The sequence below is a fragment of the Phenylobacterium sp. genome, assembly GCF_041919955.1.
In the GTDB taxonomy this organism is placed as follows: Bacteria; Pseudomonadota; Alphaproteobacteria; order Caulobacterales; family Caulobacteraceae; genus Phenylobacterium.
In genome coordinates, this window is sequence record NZ_JAYRSU010000004.1 from 113,361 (window position 1) to 136,944 (window position 23,584).

A 23,584-nucleotide genomic window follows, 5' to 3' on the forward strand; every position below is an offset into this window, starting at 1 on the left:
CGGCCCTTGGCGGCTGCGCCATGCCGGCTATCGCCCCGCGCGATCTCATGGGCCGCTGGGACGGCCCAGCGCCAAAGCCTAGAGGTCAGGCGTTCAGCGACATTCTGTACGCGACCTGGACGGACGACGAGCCGGACTATCGGTTCTTTCCGGGCGACGAGCTGGAGGTGGCGGTGCCGTCGGCGCCGGAGCTGACCAAGACGGTCACAGTGCAGCCGGACGGGCGAGTCGCCCTGCCCCTCATCGGCCCAGTCATGGCGGCCGATCGGACTATCCCTCAACTGGAAGAGGCCGTCGCCCAGGCCTATTCGCGCCAACTGCTGCGACCGCAAGTCGACATCACGGCCAAGGCCTCGCCCCTGAAGGTGTTCGTCGGCGGCGAGGTCGGCAATCCGGGGGTCATCGACCTGACCGGCGACGGCGACGCTCTACGCGCGGTCATCCAGGCCGGCGACTTCAAGACCAGCGCCAACCGCAGCGAAGTCTACATCATTCGCCGCGGCCCCGACGGACGCGGCATGATCCGCAAGGCGAACCTGCTGCGGGGGATGCGCGACGGACGAGCCGACCTCGTCCCCCTGCGCCGCTTCGACATCGTCTATGTGCCACGCAGCGGCGTGGCGGAGGCTGGCCTGTTCATGCAGCAGTATTTCCGTGATCTGCTGCCGATCCAGTTCAGCTACGCGCTGGGCAACCAGACGTTCCAGTAGTCCACGCGGCCCGCCCTCAGCCGTGGGCCAGCCATTCACGGGCCTGACGCTGGGCCTCGGCGACGTCCTCGGACGCCATCTCCTGGCTCAGTTCCTTGCGGTAGACCTTGGCTTCAGTCGAGCCGCGCATGGCCGCAAGATTGAACAGCATATGCGCCGACACGTAATCCAGCGGCGCACCGCCTTGGCCGGTCGAATACAGCAGCCCCAGCTTGAACAACTCGTCCCCCGACGCATCGACGGTCGGAAGCGGCAGTTCAGTAGTTTCCACGCTCGCAAGCATGATCTTGTTCCCTAGCCCCCGTCGCGCACGTCCGTTCTGGACGACCTTTCACGACGATCCTGGAACTAGGTAAGTCGACCGCAACTGAAGATAGGGTTAATCGCTCAATTTCTTCGCGCAGAGCCCCCGCACTGTGACTATTCGCCACTTTTACTGACGATAAACCTCCGTATCCGGAACCTTAAAAAGTCGCATCGACTGGCGTCCGTCGATGCGACCGGTGCTGCAAGCGTGAAGGTTTTGTTCAGGTCAAGTTCAGGCGACAGGCGTCAGGTTACGGGTCAAGGGACACGAATTATCTGGAGCCAGGAGGCCCTGCCATGAAACGCCTTATCCTGAGCCTCGCCACGGCGGCGGCGGTCGCTGCTCCGATGGCGTTGACGGCAACCACTGCGTTCGCGGACGACGACCGTCGCGGCCGCCACGAGGAACGTTGGGACCGTCGCGACGACCGAGCGGATCGCCGCTGGGATCGACGCGACGACCGCTGGGATCGTCGGGACGACCGCCGGGATGACCGGTGGGACCGCCGAGACGGGCGCTGGGACCGCGACCGTGACTGGGATCGCCGCGACAACGGCCGTCACTCCGGCTGGGACCGTGGCCGCCACAATGGCTACTACTACAACAACCGTTGGTACTACGGCCCGCCGCCGCAAGCTTATTACGGCAATCCGTACTATCGCCCCGGCTACACCGCTTGGCGGCGCGGGGCTCACCTGCCGCCGTACTATCGCGGCTATGTCGTGAACGACTACTACCGCTACCACCTGCGTCAGCCGCCGCGCGGCTATGCCTGGTATCGGGTCGGCGACGACTATCTGCTGGCCGCCATCGCCAGCGGCATCATCTTCGACATCATCGCCAACAACTAGGCGGTCTGAAACGAGAAACGCCCCGGATCGCTCCGGGGCGTTTTGCTATTCGATACCTAGCTTGGCCTTGAGAAGCTGGTTGACGGCGCCAGGATTGGCCTTGCCGCCGGTGGCCTTCATCACCTGGCCGACGAACCAGCCGATGGCTTGGGGCTTTTCCTTCACCGAGGCCGCCTGACCCGGGTTGGCCGCGATCAGATCCTCGATGATCTTCTCCAGCGCGCCGGTGTCGGACACCTGCTGAAGGCCCTGCTTCTCGACGATCTCCCGCGGCGCGCCCTCGCCGGCCCACATGCGTTCGAAGACATCCTTGGCGATCTTGGAGGAGATGACGCCCTCCTCGATCAGCGCCACCAGTTCGGAGATGGCGACCGGTTTCAGCGGGCTGTTCTCGATGTCCAGGCCGCTGGCCGTCAGCTTGGCCGCCAGTTCGTTTGTCACCCAGTTGGCGACGAGCTTGGCGTCGCGCCCCTTGGCGGCCTCCTCGAAATAGTCGGCGCGGGCCTGTTCGGTGATCAAGACGCCGGCGTCATAGGCCGATAGGCCGTACTGCGATTGCAGGCGGGCTTTCTTGGCGTCCGGCAGCTCCGGCAGCGAGGCTTCGATCGCCTTCACCCAGGCAGGGTCCAGTTCCAACGGCAGTAGGTCGGGGTCAGGGAAGTAGCGGTAGTCGTGCGCCTCTTCCTTGGACCGCATCGATCGGGTTTCGCCCTTGTTCGGGTCGAACAGGCGGGTCTCCTGGTCGATCTTGCCGCCGTCCTCCAGGATCTCGATCTGGCGGCGCGCCTCGTACTCGATGGCCTGCTGGATGAAGCGATACGAGTTGACGTTCTTGATCTCGCAGCGCGTCCCCAGATGGCTGAAGTCGCCGGTCTCGCGGAACTTCTCGTAACCGCCGGCGCGGCAGACCGAGACGTTCACGTCGGCCCGCAGGTTGCCCTTTTCCATGTCGCCGTCACAGGTGCCTAGATAGACGAGGATCGTGCGCAGCTTCTTCACATAGGCGGCGGCCTCGGCGGACGAGCGCATGTGCGGGCGCGAGACGATCTCCATCAACGCGGTGCCGGCCCGGTTCAGATCGACATAGGTGGCGTTCGGATCCTGGTCGTGCAGGCTCTTGCCCGCGTCCTGCTCCAGGTGCAGGCGCTCGATCCCGACCGTGACGGTCGCGCCGTCGTCCATCTCGACGATGACCTCGCCCTCGCCGACGATCGGGTCCTTGAACTGGCTGATCTGGTAGCCCTGCGGCAGGTCCGGATAGAAGTAGTTCTTGCGGTCGAAATGGCTCTTCAGATTGATCTGCGCCTTCAGGCCCAGACCCGTGCGGACCGCCTGTTCGACACAGTGCTTGTTGATGACCGGCAGCATGCCGGGCATGGCCGCGTCCACGAGCGAGACCTGCTGGTTCGGGCCCGCGCCGAAGCCCACGGCGGCGCCCGAAAACAGCTTGGCGTTCGAGGCGACCTGGGCGTGAACCTCCAGGCCCAGAACAACTTCCCATTGGCCGGTGCGGCCGGTGATCAGCTTCGACGTATCGGTCATGGCGCGTTCCTAACCTCCCTCGCGGCGAAGCGGAAGCGGCGACCCCGTGAAATCGCTTGCACGAACGGCGCAACGGACCTCAAATCCGCCGCCTCAACTCGGGGATGCAGGAAACACCCACATGAAGACGATGCTTACCGCCGGCCTGGCCGGCCTTTCGCTCTCGCTCGCCGGCCTCGCCGCTCCGGCCCTGGCCCAGGACGCGCACGCGGGCCACGCGGCCGCTGCGCTGTCGGCGGAAAACACGCCGATCGCCGATATCGCCGCCTCACCGGAAGGCAAGGCCGCCCTGGACAAGAACCTGCCGGGCCTGACCACGCACGAAGCCTACGACCAGTTCAAGGGCATGAGCCTGAAGCAGGTCCAGCCGATGAGCCAGGGCGCGATCAGCGACGACGCGATCAAGGCGCTGCAGGCCGACCTGGACAAGATCAAGAAGTAAGATCCGGCTCAAGCCGAACGAAAAACCCCCGCCTTTCCAGGCGGGGGTTTTGCTTTTCAGCCTACCACCACCTGGCTGGCTTGGCCTTGAAGTCGGCGGCCTTCTCGAGGGCGCCGCCCAGCGAGAACAGCGTGCCCTCGTCCAGCGCCTTGCCAATGAGTTGCAGACCCAGCGGCAGGCCCTTGGCGTCGACTCCGGCCGGGATGCTCATGCCCGGGAGGCCGGCGAGGTTCACCGTCACCGTGAAGATGTCGTTCAGGTACATCGCCACCGGGTCGTCGGCGTTCTCGCCCAGGCCGAACGCGGCAGAGGGCGCAGTCGGCGTCAGCAAGGCGTCCACCTTCTGGAAGGCCTGGTCGAAATCGTCTGCGATGCGCCGGCGGACCTTCAGCGCCTTGACGTAATAGGCGTCGTAGTAACCCGCCGAGAGCACGTAGGTCCCGATCAGGATGCGGCGCTTCACCTCCGCCCCGAAGCCAGCGGCGCGGGTGTTCTCGTAGGTCTCGGTCAGGTTCGCGCCGTCCTTGCGCAGGCCGTACCGCATGCCGTCATAGCGGGCGAGGTTCGACGAGGCTTCCGCGGGCGCCACGATGTAGTAGGCCGGCAAGGCGTACTTGGTGTGCGGCAGCGAGACCTCGACGATCTCGCATCCGGCTTCCTTCAGCCAGGCGATGCCCTGCTCCCACAGCTTCTCGATTTCGGGCGGCATGCCGTCGACACGATATTCCTTCGGAATGCCGACTCGCAGGCCCTTCACCGACTTGCCGACGAAGCTCGGGAAGTCGGGGGTCTCGACGTCGAGGCTGGTCGAGTCCTTGGGGTCGTGGCCGGACATGGACTTCAGCAGGATCGCAGCGTCCTCGACCGTCTTGGCGATCGGGCCGGCCTGGTCCAGGGACGAGGCGAAGGCGACGACGCCCCAGCGCGAGCATCGGCCGTAGGTCGGCTTGATCCCGACCGTACCGGTGAAGGCGGCCGGCTGGCGGATCGAGCCGCCGGTATCGGTCGCGGTCGCGCCCAGGCAGATGTCGGCCGCCACCGCCGAGGCCGAGCCGCCGGACGAGCCGCCCGGCGTCAGCTTGGCGTTGGAGCCCTCGGCGCGCCAGGGGTTCACCACCGGGCCGAAGGCCGAGGTCTCGTTCGACGAGCCCATCGCGAACTCGTCGAGGTTCAGCTTGCCCAGCATCACCGCCCCGTCGCGCCAGAGGTTGGCGGTGACGGTCGATTCGTAGGCCGGGACAAAATTGCCCAGGATGTTCGAACAGGCCGTCGAGCGAACGCCCTCGGTGCAGAACAGGTCCTTGATCCCCAGCGGCGCGCCGTCCAGCGCGCCGGCCTCACCCTTCGCGCGGCGGGCGTCCGAGGCCTTGGCCATCTCGAAGGCCTTGTCCGGGGTTTCGAGAATGTAGGCGTTCAGCGGCTTGGCCGCGGCGACCGCCTCTACGTGGGCGCGGGTCAGTTCTTCGGACGAGAACGACTTGTCGGCGAGACCGTCGAGGGCGGCCTTCAGGGTCAACGAGGTGAGCGAGGTCATGACTATTCCACCACCTTCGGCACGACGTAGAACCCATCGACGGTCTTGGGCGCGTTGGACAGCACGCGGGCGGGATCGCCGCCATCGGTGACCACGTCCTCGCGCATCGGCAGGGCGACGGCCACGGCGGAGGTCATCGGCTCCACGCCGTTGGTGTCCACCTCGTTGAGCTGCTCGATCCAGGTCATGATCCCGGTCAGCTCCTTGGCGAGCGTCTCCAGCTTCTCCTCGGGCTCGGCGATCCGCGCGAGCCTCGCGACCTTACGAACGGTCGCGGCGTCGATGGCCATGGGGCCCTCCTAATGGTTCGAGCCAGGGGTTAGCCGCGCGGACCTCCCTTTGACAAGCAATGACCGCTAAGAAGCGGCATGGCTGTCGTCGATCTGACTGAACTTCCCGCCCTTCTGCGCCGTTATTCGGCCCTCATGGGGCTCGACCTCGGCGAAAAGACCGTCGGCGTCGCGGTGTCCGACGTCACCCGAATGGTCGCTACTCCGCTGGAGCTGATCCGCAAGACCAAGTTCACGGTCGAGGCGAACCGGCTGTTCGCCCTGATCGACGAACGGCAGATCGGGGCGATCGTCATCGGCCTGCCGATCAACATGGACGGAACCGAGGGAACGCGCTGCCAGTCCAACCGCGCCTTCGCCCGCAACCTGCTGCGATTGCGCGACATCCCGATCGCCTTCTGGGACGAGCGGATGTCGACCATGGCGGTCAACCGCTTCCTGATCGAGGAGCTCGACGCCAGCCGCGCCAAGCGCGCCGGTCTGGTCGACCAGATGGCGGCGGGCTGGATCCTCCAGGGCGCGCTGGACCGTCTGCGCAGCCTCGAAAGCGACTAACCGAGGACGGCGATCCGGATCTGGCGCAGGGCTTCGCCGACGCCTTCCTGCGGCTGGTCCAGGTCGTAGGCCCGCACGATCCGCAGGCCCATCTGCGGGCCGGCGCGCCAGGCGACCTCGACCTCGCGCCCCATGCCGGTCACCAGGTCCAGGATGCAGAAGACAGGCGGCGTCGCCTCCTCGGTCGGCAGGCTGATGCGCAGCCCACCCTCGGATCGGTCAAGGATCACGCAGGGCCGCCGACGTCCGTCCGCCTCGACGATCAGAGCCGGCAGCAGCACCTGCTCGCGCGGGGTCGCCCGCCGCTCGACGCCGCCGTTGGCCCGGGACCAGCGCTCCGTGATCGTGGTGACACTCGGTACGGTCATAGTGGTGGACTCCCGCGCGGCCAGTGTAACACGTTATCCTGAGTCAGCGGCGGCGCGACAATCCACCGGTCCGTGCGCCGCCGCCCTTGGCGCCCGTACCGGCCTCGCCTAAGAGGGCGCTTTAATGAATACGCTCCCGACCGGCCTGAACGACGTCCTCGGCAGGACCTTCCCTTTTCCGAAGCGCCACTTCCTGTCCGTGCTGGACCTCAACCCGGTCGAGGTGGCCGGCTTGCTGGACCTTGCCGACAGCTTCGTGGCCCTGAACCGCCAGACCTCGAAGAAGCTCGACCTGCTCAAGGGTCGAACGCTGATGAACCTCTTCTTCGAGAACTCGACCCGGACGCAGAGTTCCTTCGAACTGGCCGGCAAGCGGCTGGGCGCTGACGTGGTCAACATGAGCCCTCGCTCGTCCTCGATCTCCAAGGGCGAGACCCTGATCGACACGGCCGTCACTCTGAACGCCATGCAGCCTGACCTGCTGGTGGTGCGCCACGCCTCCTCCGGCGCGGCCTCGCTGCTTGCGCAGAAGGTGAGCTGCTCGGTGATCAACGCCGGCGACGGCCAGCACGAGCACCCGACCCAGGCGCTGCTGGACATGCTGTCCATGCGTCGCGCCTTCGGCCGCATCGCGGGCCTGAAGGTGGCGATCTGCGGCGACATCCTGCACAGCCGCGTCGCCCGTTCGAATGTGGGCCTGCTGCAGATGATGGGAGCTGAGGTCCGGCTCGTCGGGCCGCCGACCCTGATGCCCACCGCCGCCGACCGCTGGGGCGCGGCCGTCCACCATGACATGCGCAAGGGCATAGAAGGCTGCGATGTCGTAATGATGCTGCGCTTGCAGCTCGAGCGGATGGACGGGGTGATGGCTCCCTCTCAGCGCGAGTACTTCCGCTTCTACGGTCTCGACCGCGAGAAGCTGGGCCATGCCGCCCCCCATGTGCGGGTCATGCACCCGGGCCCCATGAACCGCGGCGTCGAGATCGACTCCGAGGTCGCCGACGACATCGCCGTTTCGCTCATCCAGGACCAGGTGGAGATGGGCGTGGCCGCTCGCATGGCGGTGCTGGCTTCGCTGGCCGCCCGACTGGACAACGACTGATGAGCGCTATCGCCTCCGTCTGCGTCTTCTGCGGGTCGAGCCCCGGAGGAGATCCCGCCTACATGGCTGCGGCGCGCGCGATGGGCGGCCTCATCGCCGCGCGCGGCCTGCGGCTGGTCTATGGCGGCGCCAAGGTCGGGCTGATGGGCGCGGCCGCCGACGGCGCCCTGGCCGCGGGCGGCGAGGTGATCGGCGTGCTGCCCCAGGCGCTGACCGACAAGGAGATCGCGCACACCGGCCTCTCCCGCCTGGAGATCGTCGCCTCAATGCACGAGCGCAAGGCGCGCATGGCCGAGCTGTCGGACGCCTTCGTCGCACTGCCTGGCGGCGCTGGCACCTTGGAGGAGATCTTCGAGATCTGGACCTGGGGTCAGCTCGGCTTCCACGCCAAGCCCGCCGCCTTCCTGAACGTCCGTGGCTACTATGACGGCCTTCGCGCCTTCGTCGACCACGCGGTCGGCGAGGCGTTTCTGAAGGCTCCGCACCGCGACATGCTGATCTTCCGCGAGGACGCCGCCCAGGTGCTGGACGCGCTGGCCGCCTATGCCCCCCCGCCCGTCGAAAAATGGATCGGACGCCCCGAACTATGACCCAACGCCCGACCGCCTTCGTGAACGCCCGCCTCGTCGACCCCGCCAGCGGCTGGGACGGCCCCGGGGCCCTGCTGGTTAAAGGCGGCGTGATCGCTGACATCGCGCAAGGCGGCGACCTGGGCGCGCTGGGCGGCGACATCGATGTGATCGACGCGGCCGGCGCCATGCTGGCCCCCGGCCTGGTCGACCTGCGGGTCAAGACCGGCGAGCCCGGCTCCGAACCCAAGGAGACGTTGAAGTCCGCCGCCCTGGCCGCGGCGGCCGGCGGCGTCACGTCGATCGTGCTGCAGCCGGACACCAACCCAGTGGTGGACGAGCCGGCGGTGGTCGACTTCCTGCTGCGCCGCACGCGCGACATCGAACTGGTCCACGTCTATCCGGCCGGCGCGGCCACCAAGGGCGGCAAAGGCGAGCGGATGGCCGAGATCGGCCTGATGCGCGAAGCCGGCTGCGTCTATGTCACCGACGCCGACCGCCCGATCGTCAATTCCAAGGTGCTCCAGCGGGTCCTCGCCTACGCCAAGAGCTTCAACACCCTGGTCGCCCACCGTCCGGCCGATCCGTGGCTGTCGGCCGGCGCGGCGGCGACGGCGGGCGAGTTCGCCGGTCGCATGGGCCTGCCCAGTGTCCCGGCCATCGCCGAGAAGATCATGCTCGAGCGCGACCTCGCCCTGGTCGAGCTGACCGGGGCGCCGTTCCTGGTCGACCAGGTCACCACCGCCGCGGCGCTGGAGAGCCTGGCGCGCGGCAAGGCCAAAGGCCTGCCCGTGACGGCCACCACTTCGATCAACCACCTGTCGTTCAACGAGGTGGACATCGGCGACTATCGCACCTTCCTAAAGTTCGACCCGCCGGTGCGCAGCGAGGACGACCGCCAGGCGACCATCGAAGCCCTGGCCAGCGGTCTGATCGACATCGTCGTCTCGGCCCACGCCCCCGCCCCGGCAGAGGACAAGCGCCTGCCGTTCGATGAAGCCGCGCCCGGCGCCGTCGGCCTGCAGACCTTGTTGCCGGCTCTGCTCGCCCTTCAGGACCGCATTCCGCTGATCGATCTGATGCGCACGGTCACCAGCCGCCCGGCCGATCTGCTTGGCTTGCCCGCCGGCCGTTTGGCCAAGGGCGCCCCCGCCGACCTCGTGCTCTGCGATCTCAACGCCCCGATCGTGGTTGACCTCGACACGCTGAAGTCGAAGTCCCGCAACTCCCCCTTCGATGGCCGCCGCCTGTTCGGCGAGGTGCGCATGACCCTGGTGGACGGACGCGTCGTGCATCGGGCCTAGATCGAAGAGTTCCATTTTTGTTCTGGTAATTTCGGATCGCGTGAGAGACTGTAGACGGGCGATCTTCGCCCTATCGACCTTCCCGACGCGAGTATCGAATGGACGAGAAGCCCTTCTGCGCGGCCGATGCCGGCGGCCCCGCCTGCAACGGCGCCGGCGGCCTGGTCCGAGCAGTCGGGGGGCGGAAGCGTTGTCTACCGCCCGAAGGCGCGGCTAACCACGGCTTGGAGATCGCCGCGCCCACGGCTACCACAGGGCGAACAAGGGGGAACGCCGATGTTTGACACTCTCAGCCCGACGCTGATCGCGCTCGCGGTCGTGGGCGGCTATCTGCTCGGCTCCATCCCGTTCGGGGTGATCGCCACGCGGCTGGGCGGCGCGGGCGACGTGCGCAACATCGGCTCGGGCAATATCGGGGCGACCAACGTGCTGCGCACGGGGCGCAAGGACCTGGCCCTGATCACCCTGCTCGGCGACGGCGGCAAGGGGGCGGTGGCGGTGTTCATCGCCTGGCTGCTGACGCGCCAGGCCGGCGCCGCGGCCCAGGCGCAACTGACCGCCCTGGCGGGCGGCGCCTCGTTCCTCGGCCACCTGTTTCCGGTCTGGCTGAAGTTCAAGGGCGGCAAGGGCGTGGCGACCTTCTTCGGCACCCTGTTGGCCGCGGCCTGGCCGGTCGGAATCGCCGCCGGGGCGACCTGGATCGCCATGGCGTTCCTGTTCCGCATCTCGTCTCTGGCGGCGCTGACCGCCGTCGCCCTGGCGCCGGTCTACGTCTTCCTGCTCGACCGGCCCTACCCGATCGCGGCCATGGCGCTGTTCATGGCGGTGCTGATCTACATCCGCCACAAGGACAACATCTCCCGCCTGCTGAAGGGCGAGGAGCCGAAGATCGGGGCCAAGAAGAAAGAGGCGGCGTGATCCGAACGCTTACGGAGGCCGCCCGCCGCGACTGGCTGCGCCTGGCGCGCACCGAGAACGTCGGCCCGGTCGCCTTCGCTCAACTGATCACCCGCTATGGCGAGGCCTCGCTGGCCCTGGCCGCCTTGCCCGACCTGGCCCGGCGCGGCGGGCGCATCTCGCCGCTCGGCGCGCCCTCGCAGGAGGATATCCGACGCGAGATGCAGGCCGGAGAGACGCTGGGAGCGAGGCTGCTCTGCGCGGGCGAGGCCGACTATCCTGCGGCCCTGGCCGCAGCAGATCCGCCGCCGCCAGTCATCTGGGCCCGCGGCGACATCGCGCTGCTGAACCGCCCCGTCGTCGCTGTGGTCGGCGCCCGGGTCGCCTCGGCCGGCGGTCAGAGATTCGCCCGGGGCCTTGCCGCGGATCTGGGTGCGGCCGGTTACGTCGTGGCCTCGGGCATGGCGCGCGGGGTCGACGGCGCAGCACACGAGGGTTCGTTGCCGACCGGAACCATCGCCGTACTGGGCGGCGGGATCGACGACATCTATCCGCACGAGCATCGCGACCTCTACGAACGCATCGTCGCCGAAGGCTGTGTCGTCTCGGAGAACGCGCCTGGCCGCACGGCCACGGCCCGGGACTTCCCCCGCCGCAACCGCATCATCTCCGGCCTCTCCCGCGCCGTTGTGGTGGTCGAGGCCGAATTGCGCTCGGGCTCGCTCATCACAGCACGGTTGGCGGCCGAACAGGGGCGCGAAGTTCTGGCCGTGCCGGGATCACCGCTCGATCCGCGCGCCCGCGGAACCAACGACCTGATCCGCCAGGGCGCGGCCTTGTGCGAAGGCGTCGATGACGTGCTGCGGGCGCTGGAGGGGGGCGGCGGTCTCCACGAGCGGGAGCGGCCCTTCGCCCCGCCCCCGGCCGCGGATTCGGACGTCGACGCCGTGCGCGACCAGGTCGCCGCCCTGCTCTCGCCGACCGCCGTCTCACGCGACGAACTGGTGCGCGCCACCGGCGCACCGGTCCAGGTCGTGATGGCGGCGCTGACCGAACTGGCCGTCGCGGGCCGCGCTGAACTCCTGCCCGGCGGTCTTGTCGCCGGTCTCTGAAGCCCCCAGTTGACAGCGCCTAGGCGCCGCCCCCACCTTTCGCGCCCTTGATTTCCGGGCGATCCGCCCAGACGCCCTATATAGAGCCACCATGAATCTTCTCGTTGTCGAGAGCCCGGCCAAGGCCAAGACCATCAACAAGTACCTCGGCTCGGACTTCACCGTCCTGGCCTCGTACGGCCACGTCCGCGATCTGCCGGCCAAGGACGGCTCGGTGAGGCCCGAAGAGGACTTCGCCATGTCCTGGGACGTCGACGCCAAGGCGGCCAAACGCCTCAGCGATATCGCCGAAGCGGCCAAGAAGTCCGACCGCATCATTCTGGCCACCGACCCCGACCGCGAAGGAGAGGCGATCTCCTGGCACGTGCTGGAGGTCCTCCAGAAGAAGAAGGTCCTCAAGGACAAGAAGGTCGAGCGGGTGGTGTTCAACGCCATCACCAAGAGCGCGGTGACCGAGGCGATGAAGTCGCCGCGGGCCATCGACATGGAGTTGGTCGAGGCCTACCTCGCCCGACGCGCCCTGGATTACCTGGTCGGCTTCACCCTCTCGCCGGTGCTGTGGCGCAAGCTGCCGGGCTCGCGCTCGGCCGGACGCGTGCAGTCGGTCGCCCTGCGACTGGTCGTCGACCGCGAGCTGGAGATCGAGCGCTTCGAGACCCAGGAATACTGGACCGTCGAGGCCGACGTCTCGGCCGGCGCGGAGCCGTTCCTGGCGCGGCTGGTCAAGCACGACGGCAAGCGGCTTTCCAAGTTCGACCTGGCCAACGAGGCCAGCGCCAACGCCGCCAAGGTCGCCGTCCAGGGCGCGACATTCAAGGTCGCCGCCGTCGAGAAGAAGCCGGGCCGCCGCTCTCCGCCGCCGCCCTTCACGACTTCGACGCTGCAGCAGGAAGCCGCCCGCAAGCTCGGCTTCTCGGCCCAGCGCACCATGCAGGCGGCCCAAAAGCTGTACGAGGGCATCGACATCGGCGGCGAGACGGTCGGCCTGATCACCTATATGCGGACCGACGGCGTGCAGGCCGCGCCCGAGGCGCTGGATGAGGCGCGCAGCGTCATCGGCAACGTCTACGGCAAGGACTACGTCCCCGAAAGCGCCCGCATCTACAAGACCAAGGCCAAGAACGCCCAGGAGGCTCACGAGGCTATCCGCCCGACCAGCCTTACCCGCAACCCGGGCTCGCTGCGGCTGGACCCCGATCTCGGCCGGCTCTACGAGCTGATCTGGAAGCGCATGATCGCCTCGCAGATGGAAGCCGCGCGGATCGAGCGCACGACCATCGAGCTTGAGAGCGAGGACGGCAAGACGGGCCTGCGCGCCACCGGCCAGGTGGTGCTGTTCGACGGCTATCTCGCCGTCTACGAGGAAGGCCGCGACGACGCCGACGACGAGGAAGGCGGCCGCCTGCCGCAGGTCAACGAGGGCGCCTCGGCCCGGGTGATCGAGGCGCGGGCCGACCAGCACTTCACCGAGCCGCCGCCGCGCTACTCCGAAGCCAGTCTGGTCAAGAAGATGGAAGAGCTCGGCATCGGGCGGCCGTCGACCTACGCCTCGGTGCTGACCGTGCTGCGCGACCGTGAGTATGTCCGCATGGACAAGAACCGCTTCGTGCCGGAGGACAAGGGCCGCTTAGTCACTGCTTTCCTTGAACAATTCTTCTCGCGGTATGTGGAGTACGACTTCACCGCGGCGCTGGAGGAGAAGCTCGACCTGGTGTCGTCGGGCGACATGGACTGGAAGGCCCTGCTGCGCGAGTTCTGGCAGGACTTCCATGCCGCGGTCGGCCAGATCGCCGAACTGCGCGTGACGAACGTGCTCGACGCCCTGAACGAGGCGCTGGGCCCGCACATCTTCCCGCAGCGGGCGGACGGGTCGGACCCGCGCTCCTGCCCGACCTGCGGCACCGGCCGACTGTCGCTAAAGACCGGAAAATTCGGGGCTTTTATCGGCTGCTCGAACTATCCGGAGTGCCGCTTCACCCGCCAGCTCGCCCAATCCGAGGACGATACGGCCCAGGAGAGCGGCGACCGCGAGCTCGGAACCGACCCGGTCACCGGCGAGACGGTGTTCCTCAAGGCCGGCCGCTTCGGCCCCTACGTCCAACTCGGGGAAGGCGACAAGCCCAAACGCTCCAGCCTGCCAAAGGGCTGGTCGGCGGCGGCCATGGACCTGGAGAAGGGCCTGCGGCTGCTGCGGCTGCCCCGCGAGGTGGGCCTGCATCCGGAAGATAATCAACCCATCAGCGCCGGTATCGGCAGGTTTGGGCCCTTCGTCCTCCATAATGGTACATATGCCAACCTGCCGAACGTGGACGAGGTGTTCGAGGTCGGGCTCAATCGCGCGGTCGCCCTGCTGGCCGAGAAGCGCGCCGGAGGCGGGCGTCCGGGACGCGGCGAAGCCGCTGCGCTCAAGGATCTCGGCGCGCACCCGGGCGACGGCGCGCCGGTGAAGGTGCTGGCGGGCCGCTACGGCCCCTACATCAAGCACGGCTCCACCAACGCCAATATTCCCAAGGGCAAGGATCCGCAGGAAATCACCCTGGAAGAGGCGGTCGCGCTGCTGGCCGAACGCGAAGCCAAGGGCGGCGGCAAGAAGAAGCCGGCCAAGGCGGCGGCCAAGCCGAAGGCCGAGAAGGCGCCCGCCAAGAAGGCCGCCGCCAAGAAGACCGCGGCCAAAAAGCCGGCCGCCAAGAAGACCGCGGAGCCGGTCACGGCCGACGGCGCCCCGCCCTGGGACGAGGAATAGGGCGGGGTCGCGATTCCTGGGCTAAAAGGGGCGAATGGCTAAAGCCCGCATCCCGAAATCCGCCCGTTTCAACGCCAAGTCCTTCCGGCCGCCCCAGGGGTTGCCGGACCGCGAGACCCTGCTCAAATTCATTCGCGAGGCGGGCGAAACCGACAAGGCCGACATGGCGAAAGCCTTTGGCCTGAAAGGGAACGATCGCCGCGCCCTGCGTGACATGATCAAGTCGCTGGAGGCCGAGGGCGCGCTGGGCCGGCGCGGCCGCAAGGGCTTCTCAGAGGCCGGCGCCCTGCCGCCGGTCGGCGTCGTCGACGTGGTCGAGCGTGACCCGGATGGCGACATGCTGGTCAAGCTGACCAAGGGCGAGGACGCCCCGTTGGTGCGCCTTGCGCCCGACCGCGCGGCAGCGGCCGGAACCGCGCCGGGCCTGGGCGATCGCCTGCTGGTCCGCTTCGAGACCCTGGAGAACGGCGAGACGGAGGCCCGGCTCATCAAGCGCCTGGGCCAGAGCGCGCACCGCATTCTAGGCGTGATCCGGAAGGCCGATCGGCAGGTTCGCGTCGAACCTGTCGATAGACGCTCGAAGGAGAGCCTGACCCTGGTTCCGGCCGAAGCGGCCAACCTGCACGACGGCGATCTGGTGCTGGCGCAAGTGACGGCCGAGGCGCGGTACGGTCCCAAGCGCGGCAAGGTCCTTGAGGTCGTCGGCCGCGAGGACCAGCCGCGGGCCGCCTCGCTGATCGCCATCTACAGCCACGGCATCCCGACCGGCTTCTCCCAGGAGGCCGAAGCCGAGGCGGAAGCGGCGCAGGAGCCGACCCTGAAGGGCCGCGAGGACCTGCGAGACGTGCCGCTGGTCACCATCGACCCGCCCGACGCACGCGACCACGACGACGCGGTCTACGCCCAGCCCGATCCGGACCCCAAGAACGAGGGCGGCTGGATCGTCTGGGTCGCCATCGCCGACGTCGCGGCCTATGTGCGCCCGAACTCGGCGCTGGACCGCGAGGCCCGCGACAAGGGCAACTCGACCTACTTCCCTGACCGGGTCGAGCCGATGCTGCCCGAGCGGCTGTCGGCGGGCCTGTGCTCGCTGCGCCAGGGCGACAACCGCGCCTGCCTGGCGGTGCGCATGGTGTTCGGCAAGGACGGGCGCAAGCGCTCGCACAGGTTCGTCCGCGGTCTGATGCGCTCGGCCGCCAAGCTTTCCTACGAACAGGCGCAACGCGCCATCGACGGTTTTCCCGACGACCAGACCAACCCGCTGCTGGAACCGATCCTCAAGCCGCTGTGGGCGGCCTACGAGACCATGCTGAAGGGCCGCAACGCCCGCTCGCCGCTGGCCATCGAAAGCCAGGAGCGCAAGATCGTCCTCAATCCCGAGGGCGAGGTCGTCTCGATCACACCCCGCGCATCGCTGGAGGCGCACAAGCTGATCGAAGAGATGATGATCCAGGCCAATGTCAGCGCCGCCGAGACCCTGGAACAGAAGAAGAGCCCGCTGATCTACCGGATCCACGACGCGCCGAGCCAGGAGAAGGTCCAGTCGCTGGCCGAATTCCTGCAGACCGTCGGGGTCGCCTGGAACAAGGGCGAGGCGCCGCGCACCGACCGCTTCAACCGGCTGCTGGAGCAGACGCGCGAGGGGCCGCACGCCGAGATCGTCAACGAGGTGGTGCTGCGCACCCAGATGCAGGCCGTCTATTCCACGGAGAACATCGGCCACTTCGGCCTGAACCTCGACCGCTACGCCCACTTCACTTCGCCGATCCGCCGATATGCGGACCTGATCGTCCATCGGGCGCTGATCCGCGCGCTGGGCCTCGGCGACGACGGCCTGACCGACCGCGACATCGCCACCATGAAGGACACCGCCGAGCGGATCACCGGCGCCGAGCGCCGCTCCATGGCCGCCGAGCGCGACGCCACCGACCGCTATGTCGCCGCCTTCCTGGCCGACCGCGTGGGCGCTGAGTTCGCCGGCCGGATCACCGGGGTGACGCGCTTTGGCCTGTTCATCCGGCTGGACGAGACCGGCGCCGACGGCCTGGTTCCGGTCTCCAGCCTGGGCGGCGAATACTTCATTCACGACGACAAGGCCCACGCCCTGGTCGGCGAGCGGACCGGACGGCGCTGGCCGCTGGGCATGCGGGTGCAGGTGGAGTTGAAGGAGGCGACGCCGATCACCGGCGGCCTGCTGTTCGACATGCTGAGCGAGCCCCTGCCCGCCGACCCGACCGCGCCGCGGCCGCGACTGGGGATGCGGGCGCGAGCTGAGTTCCGGGGCCCGAAGCGCGGCGGCGGAGCAGGCAAGGCGCCGAAGAAGGGTAAGCGGCGGTAGGGCGATCAGGGCACGACATTCGCATCGTCTGATGCTAGATTTCGTGCCGGTCCCTTTGGAGAACCGCGATGCGCACAACCCTCGCGCTCGACGACGACCTGGTTGCGAAGGCTCAGGAGTTCACGGGCCTGAAGGAAAAATCCGCTCTCGTGCGCGAGGCGCTGAGGGCGCTCATTGAGCGCGAGAGCGCGCGCCGCCTGGCTCGACTTGGGGGCTCGGAACCCCAACTGCATCAGCCGCCCCGACGCCAAGCGGATCGTTGACGATCCTCGTCGATACGTCGGTATGGGTTGATCATCTCCGCGCCGGCGTTCCAGCGCTCGCGACGCTGCTCGACCATGGCGACGTGGCGATCCATCCATTCGTCCTCGGCGAGGTGGCGCTGGGGAATCTGACGCAGCGCCACCTGATCCTCAGCTCACTCGCCGCCCTGCCCCAGGCCACGGTCGCGAGCGATGCGGAGGTGATGCTCTTCATCGAGAACGCCCGGCTGTACGGCCAAGGCGTCGGCTATGTCGATGCACATCTGCTGGCTTCGGCGCGCCTCATGCCCGGCGCGGCCATCTGGACGCGTGACAAGCGCCTCCGATCATCGGCCGAACTCATGGGTTTGGCCTTCGGCCAAGACCGCTAGCGGCTCCTTCACCCGTCCGCTCGAGGCGCGATCCGGTAAGTGACGAGGTAATCAGGGTCCGACACGGCCTCACCCGTGGAGCGCAAGGTGTAGACGCCACGCGCCGCTTCGTCGAAGGCTCCCAGGTCAGGCGGGAGCGTGTAGAACTCGCCGCTGCGCGTTCCACGAAGCCGAATGACGATCCCGGCGTCCGACCGCGCGCTCTCCACGTCGCCGAAGAATTGCTCGTGCCGCTCACCTGCGGCCTCAACGAAGGTCAGACCGACAAGCACGGTAGCGCCAACCAGCCTGTCGGCGAACGCCTCGTCCCACGTGGGCCTATCCTCGTCGCTCATCACAACTCCTGCACAAGACGCAGCGAACCTATATCGTCGCGCCGAGGAAACCACAGGAAGCGCCCATGTACGACGCCCCTTCCCCGCCGACCGGCGCGCAGGCGGTGCCCGACAGCCGCGGGATCAATCTCTGGCGCGCCGATCCAGACCTGAAGCGGCTGGCGCGGCTCTATCTGGAGCACGGGCTGGCGGCGCACCTGGAGCCGCATCTGGAGCGACTGGGCGGGCTGGCGGGCGGGACGCTGGACGAGCTGGCCAGCACCGCCGACCACAATCCGCCAGTGCTGCGGGCGCGGACCCGGCGGGGCGAGGACGCCCAGAGCATCGACTACCACCCGGCCTATCGCCAGCTCGAGCAGGTGGCGTTCGGCGACTACGGCCTGGCGGCGCTGTCGCATCGGGCCGGAGTGCTGGGCTGGAACGCGCCCATGCCGGCGGCGGCCAAGTACGTGATCACCTATCTCTTCGTTCAGGCCGAATTCGGCCTGTGCTGCCCGGTCAGCATGACCGACAGCCTGACGCGCACCTTGCGGAAGTTCGGCTCGGAGGAGCTGGTCTCGCGCTATCTGCCGGCCCTGACCAGCCAGGACCTGGACGTGCTGTTTCAGGGGGCGATGTTCATGACCGAACAGGGCGCCGGTTCGGACGTGGGAGCGACGGTGGTTTCGGCCGCGCCGCAGGCCGACGGGACGTGGTCGCTGTCGGGCGAGAAGTGGTTCTGCTCCAACGCCGACGCGGAGCTGGCCATGGTGCTGGCGCGGCGGACGGACGGCGAGCCGGGTCTGAAGGGCGTCTCGCTGTTCCTGCTGCCGCGGACGCTGCCGGACGGCTCGCCCAACCGGTACCGGATCGTGCGACTGAAGGACAAGCTGGGCACCAAGTCGATGGCCAGCGGCGAGATCTCGTTGGAGGGGGCCACCGCTTGGCTGGTCGGGGACCCCGGCGCCGGGTTCAAGCAGATGGCCGACATGGTCAACAACTCGCGCCTGTCGAACGGGGTGCGGGCCGCGGGACTGATGCGACGGGCCAGCACCGAGGCGCTCTACATCGCCCACCGGCGCGAGGCGTTCGGCAAGCGGTTGATCGAGATGCCGCTGATGCGCCGGCAACTGCTGAAGATGATTCTGCCGGCGGAGCAGGCGCGCAGCATGATGTTCCAGACCGCCGAGGCGCTGCGCCGTTCCGACGGCGGCGAGGCGAGCGCCTATCCACCGCTGCGGATCCTGACGCCGCTGATCAAGTTCCGCGCCTGCCGCGATGCGCGCAAGGTGGCGGGCGACGCCATGGAGGTCCGCGGCGGCTGCGGTTACATCGAGGAATGGTCCGACGCGCGGCTGCTGCGCGACGCCCACCTGGGCAGCATCTGGGAGGGCACCAGCAACATCGTCGCCCTGGACGTTGTTCGCGCCGCCCAGCGGGAAGGCTCGCTGTCGGCGCTGCGGGCGCATGTCGAGGGGCTGTGCGCGCAGAGCGAGGCGCCGCCCGAGCTCCTGCCCGCCCTGGACCGCGCTATCGCCCTCGCCGAAACCGCCTGCGAGGACGCGGCGCAGACGCGCCAGGCGGCCTCGGCGCTCTATCACCTGACCTCGGCCGCTGCCCTGGCCTGGGAGGCGGCGCAGGCGGGCGCCCCGCACCGCCTGGCGCTCGCGCGCGCCGTACTGAAACACCGCGTCCTGCCCCGCGATCCGCTGGCGGCGGAGCCCGGTGAGGACCCGGACCTCGCAGCCGTGCTGGCCGATCCGGGGGCGGTTTGAGCAACCAAACGTCATCCCGGAGCGCGCGAAGCGAAACCGGGATGACACGAAGGGACTACGCCGCCTGCGGGGCGGCGAGGAAGCCGGGGCGGGTCAGGGTGATGCGCTCTGAATCGAGGTCGCGGATCAGGTCCTTGCGCCTCAGGCTCTCGCCGGCGGCGTCGAGGCGCTCGCCCTCGAAACCGCGCTGAAGCGCCGCGTCGCGGACCGATGCCCAAGACATCGCCTCGCCCGGCCAGATGTCGAAGGCGCGCAGGGCCGCCAGGACGGCCTTCTCGGCGTCGTCGAGGATGGGGTCGCCCGCGTCCGTCGCCGGGACGATCGCCACCGGCGCAGCGGTCGGCACGACCAGGCCCGACGGCGGCGGCGGTGCGGGTTCGGAGTCCAGCATGCCGCGGGCGATCTCCGCCTCGCCCATAACGATCCGGTCGGCGCCGTGGGCGATCAGGTGCGCGGCCTCCTCCTCGGAATGGGCGCGGGCGATGATGATCAGGTCGGGCGCCGCCTTGCGGGCGTGGTCGACCACCCCGCCGCATTCGAAGCCGTCGGCCACGGCCACGTACATCCGCGCCGCACGCGCGACGCCCGCCGCCTCCAGCACCCGGGGCTCGACCGCCGAGCCGACGATCACTTCGTAGCCCTGCTCGGCGGCCTTGGCGGCGAACTCGGGCTCGGCCTCGATCAGAACGAAGGGGTCGCCGCGTTCGCGAAGGCCCGCGGCCAGGGCCTGGCCCACCTGACCGTAGCCGACCAGGACGGCATGGCCCTCAAGGCTGGTCGGCAGGAGATCGTTGGCCGGCTCCGGAACCGGTTCGGGCGCCGCGCCGATTGGCGCCGGGCCTGGTTCGGCCGCCGCTTTCGGCTGGCGCGTCGCCAGGGCGAAGATCAGCGGGTTCAGCATGATCGAGATGATCGCCCCAGCCAGGATCAGGTCGCGCCCTTCACGCGGCAGGATCTGAAGATCGACGCCCAGCCCCGCGAGAATGAACGAGAATTCGCCGATCTGGGCCAGGCTGGCCGCGACGGTGATCGCCGTGGTGTCCGAGCGCTTGAACAGCTTCAGGATCGCATAGGCGGCCAGCGACTTGCCGACGATGACGATGGCCAGCACCGCCAGCACGGTCAGCGGGTGCGCCAGGACCACGAAGGGATTGAACAGCATCCCGACCGAGACGAAGAACAGCACCGCGAAGGCGTCGCGAAGCGGCAGGGTCTCCTCGGCCGCCCGATGGCTGAGTTCGGAGTCGGCCAGGATCATGCCCGCGAAGAATGCGCCGAGCGCGAAGGAGACGCCGAACAGCATCGCCGCCCCGAAGGCGACGCCCAGCGCGATGGCGAAGACCGCCAGTCGGAACAGCTCGCGCGAGCCGGTGTGCGCCACGTAGTGCAGCAGCCACGGCACCGCGCGGCGGGCCACGATCATCATGAAGGCGACGAAGCCGCCGACCTTGAGCAGGGTCAGCCCCAGCGGCAGGCCCCAGGCGGTCAGCGGGTCGGACGCGCCCTGCCCGGCCTTCATCGCGCCGGCCAGCGCCGGCAGCAGGACCAGAGCCAGGACCATGGCCAGGTCTTCGACGATCAGCCAGCCGACCGCGATCTTGCCCCGCTCGGTCTGGACCAGCCGCCGCTCCTGCAGCGCCCGCAGCAGAACCACCGTCGAGGCCACAGAAAGCGCCAGGCCAAAGACCAGCCCCGAGATCAGCGGCCATCCCAGCAGGGCCGAGAGGCCGATGCCCAGCACCGTGGCCACGGCCATCTGGGCGAGCGCGCCGGGGACGGCGATCTTGCGCACCGCCAGCAGATCCTTGACCGAGAAATGCAGGCCAACCCCGAACATCAGCAGGATGACGCCGATCTCGGCCAGTTCGTTGGCGATCTTCTGGTCGGCCACATAGCCGGGCGTGAACGGCCCGACGAGCACCCCCGCGAGCAGGTAGCCCACCAATGGAGACAGCCGGAGACGCTGGGCGACGGCGCCGAAGGCGAACGCGGCCACGAGGCCGGCGACGATGGTGGCGATCAGCGGGGTATGGTGCGGCATGTGCCTCCGTGCGCAGTTGTCGGGGTTCCCGCCTCCGAAATTGCGGCCGCGAGGCGTCAGTTCAACCGGAAATGATCGACGGGACCGGACACATCAACGTCATCGCCCGTCGAACGGGCGCGGCGGAGCGGTCACGGAAAGGGCCAGCCACCCCACCAGGGCCCAGCCGGTCCCCAACGCCCAGCCGCCCAGCACGTCGGTCGGCCAGTGGACGCCCAGATAGACGCGGCTGACGCCGACCGCGACGACGACGGCCGCGGCCAGGCCGTAGATCAGCGCCTTGGTCCGCCGCCGCGGCTCGACGCTGGCGACGACGGTGGCCAGGGTCAGGAACACGGCCGCGGCGAGGGCCGAATGGCCGGACGGGAAGCTGTGCGAGTAAACGTAGCTGCCGTGGGCCACGAGATCGGGCCGCTCGCGCTCGTAGAACGTCTTGAGCCAGTTCGCCGAGAGCTGGGCCAGGACGATGGTCGCCGCGAAGATCGCCGCCTCGCGCCGGCGCCGGTGGAAGACCAGCAGCAGGGTCGCGACGACCGTGATCAGGGTGAGGACCGTGAAGCCGCCGAGGGCGGTGATGTCGCGCATCGCCTCCTCCACCCAGCGCGGCCCCAGCGGGTCGGAAGGCTGGCCCGGCGTGCGCAGGGCCAGCAGCAGCGCCCGGTCGAGCTGCGCGGTTTCGCCCTCAGACACCTCGCCCGCGACCGACAGGAACAGCCAGGGCGAGCCGACCAGGGCCAGCAGCAGGACGAGGGTCCGTGTCTCGATCTTGCCGAGCAGCGCTTTCAGGCGTTCGATCATCGGCAACGGAAAACGGGGGTCGATATGAAGGCCATGCTGTCGTCCTGGCAGATCTGGGCGCTGCTGTCGGCGGGGTTTGCGGCCCTGACGGCCGTGTTCGCCAAGGTCGGAGTGGACAATATCAACTCCGATTACGCCACCTTGATCCGCACCGTGGTGATCCTGGGGGTGGCGGCGCTGATCGTCACTGCGACCGGCCAATGGCAGGCGCCGGGGGCGGTCGGCGGGCGCACCTACCTGTTCCTGGCGCTCTCGGGCCTGGCGACCGGGGCCTCGTGGCTCTGCTACTTCCGCGCCCTGAAGCTGGGCGACGCCGCGCGGGTGGCGCCGCTGGACAAGCTGAGCGTGGTGCTGGTGGCGGTGTTCGGCGTGCTGTTCCTGGGGGAACGGCTGTCCGGCCCGAACTGGGCGGGCGTGGCGCTGATCGCGGCGGGAGCCGTGCTGGTCGCCTGGCGCGGGTGACGCTACGTCGCCATTTCCAGGACTCACGGCGGGTCATACAGTTGTTTCATGACCAAGATCGAGACCAACCGCGCGCCCGAGGGCGGGCGCATGCGAGCCGCGGGAACCCGCGCGGTGCGGCCGCGCAACGCCGCGACCCTGATCATCGTGCGCCGAGACCGCAAGACGCCCCAGGTGCTGATGGGCAAGCGCCACAGCGGCCACGACTTCATGCCGAATCTCTGGGTGTTTCCGGGCGGGCGGATCGACCGTAGCGACTTCCGCGCCCCGTTCGCCACCGACTTGCGGCCTGAGATCGCCGCGAAGTTCGAGGCTCATATCCCGGCCGCCCGCGGCCGCGCCCTGGCCCTGACCGCGGTGCGCGAGACCTGGGAGGAAGCGGGCCTGCTGCTGGCCAAGGCCGCGCCGGCGCGGCCGACGCTCGGCCCGTGGCGCGATTTCGTCGCCCAGGGCGTGGCCCCCGATCTGGAAGGGCTGGAGATCGTTGCGCGGGCGGTGACGCCGCCGATGCTGGCCAAGCGGTTCGACACTTGGTTCCTGATGGCCGACGCCGAGCGGCTGGTCAGCCTGGAGCGCAAGCCGGACTGCGGCGAACTGGAGGAGATCGCCTGGGTCGACTTCGACGAGGCGATCGCCCTGCCCCTGCCCTCGGTCACCCGCACGGTGATCGGCGAAGCGATCCAAAGGCTGGAAGATCCCTCGCGGCCGCGGCCCTTCATGCGCTTCGGAGCCGGCAACGTGCGGCTGAGTCACCTGTAAGCCTTCAAGATTTCAGATGAGAATTATTCTCAACTGAACTTGCGCCCCGGCGCACCCCTTGCTAGTGCGAGACGCTATCAATCTCAGCAGGGATCCAGTCGCCTTGTCGGTATCGGAACTCGTCGGCGCCAAGCCGG

General features: G+C 68.6%; 24 protein-coding genes. 16 read left to right on the top strand and 8 right to left on the bottom strand.

Features of this window, described 5'->3' with window-relative positions; all coding sequences use genetic code 11:
- Nucleotides 1–47 precede the first annotated feature (47 nt).
- The gene (locus ACE3T2_RS05285) at nucleotides 48–710 is read left to right on the top strand and encodes a polysaccharide biosynthesis/export family protein (RefSeq protein WP_374655658.1); all 663 of its coding nucleotides are present in this window, start codon (nucleotides 48–50) and stop codon (nucleotides 708–710) included.
- Nucleotides 711–726: 16 nt separating this feature from the next.
- Here the strand turns inward: ACE3T2_RS05285 and ACE3T2_RS05290 are convergent, their stop codons facing one another.
- A complete protein-coding gene (locus ACE3T2_RS05290; protein ID WP_374655444.1) occupies nucleotides 727–993 on the bottom strand; it encodes a sel1 repeat family protein in 267 nt (88 codons plus the stop codon).
- Between the two features lie 320 nt (nucleotides 994–1,313).
- Between ACE3T2_RS05290 and ACE3T2_RS05295 the strand changes: the two genes are divergently transcribed.
- Nucleotides 1,314–1,868: an RcnB family protein gene (locus tag ACE3T2_RS05295; protein ID WP_374655446.1), complete on the top strand. Its 555-nt coding sequence runs from the start codon at nucleotides 1,314–1,316 to the stop codon at nucleotides 1,866–1,868.
- 45 nt (nucleotides 1,869–1,913) lie between these two features.
- Here the strand turns inward: ACE3T2_RS05295 and gatB are convergent, their stop codons facing one another.
- The gene (gatB, locus tag ACE3T2_RS05300) at nucleotides 1,914–3,410 is read right to left on the bottom strand and encodes an Asp-tRNA(Asn)/Glu-tRNA(Gln) amidotransferase subunit GatB (RefSeq protein WP_374655448.1); all 1,497 of its coding nucleotides are present in this window, start codon (nucleotides 3,408–3,410) and stop codon (nucleotides 1,914–1,916) included.
- A gap of 121 nt (nucleotides 3,411–3,531) precedes the next feature.
- Here gatB and ACE3T2_RS05305 point away from each other — a divergent pair, with 121 nt between their 5' ends.
- Nucleotides 3,532–3,852 (top strand): hypothetical protein, encoded by a 321-nt coding sequence (locus ACE3T2_RS05305; protein ID WP_374655450.1) that lies wholly within the window; start codon nucleotides 3,532–3,534, stop codon nucleotides 3,850–3,852.
- A gap of 61 nt (nucleotides 3,853–3,913) precedes the next feature.
- Here the strand turns inward: ACE3T2_RS05305 and gatA are convergent, their stop codons facing one another.
- The gene (gene gatA / locus ACE3T2_RS05310; RefSeq protein ID WP_374655452.1) at nucleotides 3,914–5,386 is read right to left on the bottom strand and encodes an Asp-tRNA(Asn)/Glu-tRNA(Gln) amidotransferase subunit GatA; all 1,473 of its coding nucleotides are present in this window, start codon (nucleotides 5,384–5,386) and stop codon (nucleotides 3,914–3,916) included.
- A gap of 2 nt (nucleotides 5,387–5,388) precedes the next feature.
- A complete protein-coding gene (gene gatC / locus ACE3T2_RS05315; RefSeq protein ID WP_374655454.1) occupies nucleotides 5,389–5,676 on the bottom strand; it encodes an Asp-tRNA(Asn)/Glu-tRNA(Gln) amidotransferase subunit GatC in 288 nt (95 codons plus the stop codon).
- Nucleotides 5,677–5,754: 78 nt separating this feature from the next.
- Here gatC and ruvX point away from each other — a divergent pair, with 78 nt between their 5' ends.
- Nucleotides 5,755–6,231 carry a Holliday junction resolvase RuvX gene (gene ruvX / locus ACE3T2_RS05320; RefSeq protein WP_374655456.1) on the top strand — a complete coding sequence of 159 codons (477 nt, stop codon included), beginning with the start codon at nucleotides 5,755–5,757 and terminating at the stop codon, nucleotides 6,229–6,231.
- On the opposite strand, the gene ACE3T2_RS05325 is transcribed toward ruvX, so the two are convergent.
- Nucleotides 6,228–6,599: a PilZ domain-containing protein gene (locus ACE3T2_RS05325; RefSeq protein WP_374655458.1), complete on the bottom strand. Its 372-nt coding sequence runs from the start codon at nucleotides 6,597–6,599 to the stop codon at nucleotides 6,228–6,230. The genes ruvX and ACE3T2_RS05325 overlap by 4 nt on opposite strands.
- A gap of 124 nt (nucleotides 6,600–6,723) precedes the next feature.
- Between ACE3T2_RS05325 and ACE3T2_RS05330 the strand changes: the two genes are divergently transcribed.
- From ACE3T2_RS05330 to ACE3T2_RS05370, 9 genes are all read left to right on the top strand, one after another.
- The gene (locus ACE3T2_RS05330; protein WP_374655460.1) at nucleotides 6,724–7,701 is read left to right on the top strand and encodes an aspartate carbamoyltransferase catalytic subunit; all 978 of its coding nucleotides are present in this window, start codon (nucleotides 6,724–6,726) and stop codon (nucleotides 7,699–7,701) included.
- Nucleotides 7,701–8,291, top strand: coding sequence for a TIGR00730 family Rossman fold protein (locus ACE3T2_RS05335; RefSeq protein ID WP_374655462.1), 591 nt, complete (start codon nucleotides 7,701–7,703; stop codon nucleotides 8,289–8,291). The genes ACE3T2_RS05330 and ACE3T2_RS05335 overlap by 1 nt, the downstream gene beginning before the upstream one ends.
- Nucleotides 8,288–9,574, top strand: a complete 1,287-nt coding sequence (gene pyrC, locus ACE3T2_RS05340) for a dihydroorotase (protein ID WP_374655464.1) — start codon at nucleotides 8,288–8,290, stop codon at nucleotides 9,572–9,574. Before ACE3T2_RS05335 ends, pyrC begins: the two co-directional genes overlap by 4 nt.
- 276 nt (nucleotides 9,575–9,850) lie before the next feature.
- The gene (gene plsY, locus ACE3T2_RS05345) at nucleotides 9,851–10,492 is read left to right on the top strand and encodes a glycerol-3-phosphate 1-O-acyltransferase PlsY (protein ID WP_374655466.1); all 642 of its coding nucleotides are present in this window, start codon (nucleotides 9,851–9,853) and stop codon (nucleotides 10,490–10,492) included.
- On the top strand, nucleotides 10,489–11,583 hold the full coding sequence (gene dprA, locus ACE3T2_RS05350) for a DNA-processing protein DprA (RefSeq protein WP_374655468.1): 1,095 nt from the start codon (nucleotides 10,489–10,491) through the stop codon (nucleotides 11,581–11,583). Before plsY ends, dprA begins: the two co-directional genes overlap by 4 nt.
- Nucleotides 11,584–11,674: 91 nt before the next feature.
- Nucleotides 11,675–14,326 (top strand): type I DNA topoisomerase, encoded by a 2,652-nt coding sequence (gene topA / locus ACE3T2_RS05355; RefSeq protein ID WP_374655471.1) that lies wholly within the window; start codon nucleotides 11,675–11,677, stop codon nucleotides 14,324–14,326.
- Nucleotides 14,327–14,360: 34 nt separating this feature from the next.
- Entirely contained in the window at nucleotides 14,361–16,664 is a 2,304-nt protein-coding gene (gene rnr / locus ACE3T2_RS05360) for a ribonuclease R (protein WP_374655473.1), read from the top strand.
- A 68-nt stretch (nucleotides 16,665–16,732) separates the two neighbouring features.
- On the top strand, nucleotides 16,733–16,927 hold the full coding sequence (locus ACE3T2_RS05365) for a type II toxin-antitoxin system VapB family antitoxin (RefSeq protein WP_374655475.1): 195 nt from the start codon (nucleotides 16,733–16,735) through the stop codon (nucleotides 16,925–16,927).
- On the top strand, nucleotides 16,924–17,298 hold the full coding sequence (locus ACE3T2_RS05370; RefSeq protein ID WP_374655477.1) for a type II toxin-antitoxin system VapC family toxin: 375 nt from the start codon (nucleotides 16,924–16,926) through the stop codon (nucleotides 17,296–17,298). Before ACE3T2_RS05365 ends, ACE3T2_RS05370 begins: the two co-directional genes overlap by 4 nt.
- An 8-nt stretch (nucleotides 17,299–17,306) precedes the next feature.
- Here ACE3T2_RS05370 and ACE3T2_RS05375 read toward each other — a convergent pair whose 3' ends face one another.
- Nucleotides 17,307–17,633, bottom strand: a complete 327-nt coding sequence (locus tag ACE3T2_RS05375; protein ID WP_374655479.1) for a hypothetical protein — start codon at nucleotides 17,631–17,633, stop codon at nucleotides 17,307–17,309.
- Between the two features lie 65 nt (nucleotides 17,634–17,698).
- On the opposite strand from ACE3T2_RS05375, the gene ACE3T2_RS05380 reads away from it, so the two are divergent.
- Nucleotides 17,699–19,387, top strand: a complete 1,689-nt coding sequence (locus ACE3T2_RS05380; RefSeq protein WP_374655481.1) for an acyl-CoA dehydrogenase family protein — start codon at nucleotides 17,699–17,701, stop codon at nucleotides 19,385–19,387.
- A gap of 55 nt (nucleotides 19,388–19,442) precedes the next feature.
- On the opposite strand, the gene ybaL is transcribed toward ACE3T2_RS05380, so the two are convergent.
- Nucleotides 19,443–21,428, bottom strand: a complete 1,986-nt coding sequence (gene ybaL / locus ACE3T2_RS05385; protein WP_374655483.1) for a YbaL family putative K(+) efflux transporter — start codon at nucleotides 21,426–21,428, stop codon at nucleotides 19,443–19,445.
- 99 nt (nucleotides 21,429–21,527) lie between these two features.
- Nucleotides 21,528–22,226 carry a phosphatase PAP2 family protein gene (locus tag ACE3T2_RS05390; protein ID WP_374655484.1) on the bottom strand — a complete coding sequence of 233 codons (699 nt, stop codon included), beginning with the start codon at nucleotides 22,224–22,226 and terminating at the stop codon, nucleotides 21,528–21,530.
- Nucleotides 22,227–22,250: 24 nt separating this feature from the next.
- On the opposite strand from ACE3T2_RS05390, the gene ACE3T2_RS05395 reads away from it, so the two are divergent.
- Entirely contained in the window at nucleotides 22,251–22,688 is a 438-nt protein-coding gene (locus tag ACE3T2_RS05395; protein WP_374655486.1) for an EamA family transporter, read from the top strand.
- Between the two features lie 48 nt (nucleotides 22,689–22,736).
- Nucleotides 22,737–23,447, top strand: a complete 711-nt coding sequence (locus tag ACE3T2_RS05400; RefSeq protein ID WP_374655488.1) for an NUDIX domain-containing protein — start codon at nucleotides 22,737–22,739, stop codon at nucleotides 23,445–23,447.
- Nucleotides 23,448–23,584 lie beyond the last annotated feature (137 nt).

Bases quoted from the DNA above. Each gene is read 5' to 3' on its own strand.
- ACE3T2_RS05285 (WP_374655658.1), top strand. From the start codon at position 48: ATGGGCCGCTGGGACGGCCCAGCGCCAAAGCCTAGAGGTCAGGCGTTC.
- ACE3T2_RS05290 (WP_374655444.1), bottom strand. From the start codon at position 993: ATGCTTGCGAGCGTGGAAACTACTGAACTGCCGCTTCCGACCGTCGAT.
- ACE3T2_RS05295 (WP_374655446.1), top strand. From the start codon at position 1,314: ATGAAACGCCTTATCCTGAGCCTCGCCACGGCGGCGGCGGTCGCTGCT.
- gatB (WP_374655448.1), bottom strand. From the start codon at position 3,410: ATGACCGATACGTCGAAGCTGATCACCGGCCGCACCGGCCAATGGGAA.
- ACE3T2_RS05305 (WP_374655450.1), top strand. From the start codon at position 3,532: ATGAAGACGATGCTTACCGCCGGCCTGGCCGGCCTTTCGCTCTCGCTC.
- gatA (WP_374655452.1), bottom strand. From the start codon at position 5,386: ATGACCTCGCTCACCTCGTTGACCCTGAAGGCCGCCCTCGACGGTCTC.
- gatC (WP_374655454.1), bottom strand. From the start codon at position 5,676: ATGGCCATCGACGCCGCGACCGTTCGTAAGGTCGCGAGGCTCGCGCGG.
- ruvX (WP_374655456.1), top strand. From the start codon at position 5,755: ATGGCTGTCGTCGATCTGACTGAACTTCCCGCCCTTCTGCGCCGTTAT.
- ACE3T2_RS05325 (WP_374655458.1), bottom strand. From the start codon at position 6,599: ATGACCGTACCGAGTGTCACCACGATCACGGAGCGCTGGTCCCGGGCC.
- ACE3T2_RS05330 (WP_374655460.1), top strand. From the start codon at position 6,724: ATGAATACGCTCCCGACCGGCCTGAACGACGTCCTCGGCAGGACCTTC.
- ACE3T2_RS05335 (WP_374655462.1), top strand. From the start codon at position 7,701: ATGAGCGCTATCGCCTCCGTCTGCGTCTTCTGCGGGTCGAGCCCCGGA.
- pyrC (WP_374655464.1), top strand. From the start codon at position 8,288: ATGACCCAACGCCCGACCGCCTTCGTGAACGCCCGCCTCGTCGACCCC.
- plsY (WP_374655466.1), top strand. From the start codon at position 9,851: ATGTTTGACACTCTCAGCCCGACGCTGATCGCGCTCGCGGTCGTGGGC.
- topA (WP_374655471.1), top strand. From the start codon at position 11,675: ATGAATCTTCTCGTTGTCGAGAGCCCGGCCAAGGCCAAGACCATCAAC.
- rnr (WP_374655473.1), top strand. From the start codon at position 14,361: ATGGCTAAAGCCCGCATCCCGAAATCCGCCCGTTTCAACGCCAAGTCC.
- ACE3T2_RS05365 (WP_374655475.1), top strand. From the start codon at position 16,733: ATGCGCACAACCCTCGCGCTCGACGACGACCTGGTTGCGAAGGCTCAG.
- ACE3T2_RS05375 (WP_374655479.1), bottom strand. From the start codon at position 17,633: ATGAGCGACGAGGATAGGCCCACGTGGGACGAGGCGTTCGCCGACAGG.
- ACE3T2_RS05380 (WP_374655481.1), top strand. From the start codon at position 17,699: ATGTACGACGCCCCTTCCCCGCCGACCGGCGCGCAGGCGGTGCCCGAC.
- ybaL (WP_374655483.1), bottom strand. From the start codon at position 21,428: ATGCCGCACCATACCCCGCTGATCGCCACCATCGTCGCCGGCCTCGTG.
- ACE3T2_RS05390 (WP_374655484.1), bottom strand. From the start codon at position 22,226: ATGATCGAACGCCTGAAAGCGCTGCTCGGCAAGATCGAGACACGGACC.
- ACE3T2_RS05395 (WP_374655486.1), top strand. From the start codon at position 22,251: ATGAAGGCCATGCTGTCGTCCTGGCAGATCTGGGCGCTGCTGTCGGCG.
- ACE3T2_RS05400 (WP_374655488.1), top strand. From the start codon at position 22,737: ATGACCAAGATCGAGACCAACCGCGCGCCCGAGGGCGGGCGCATGCGA.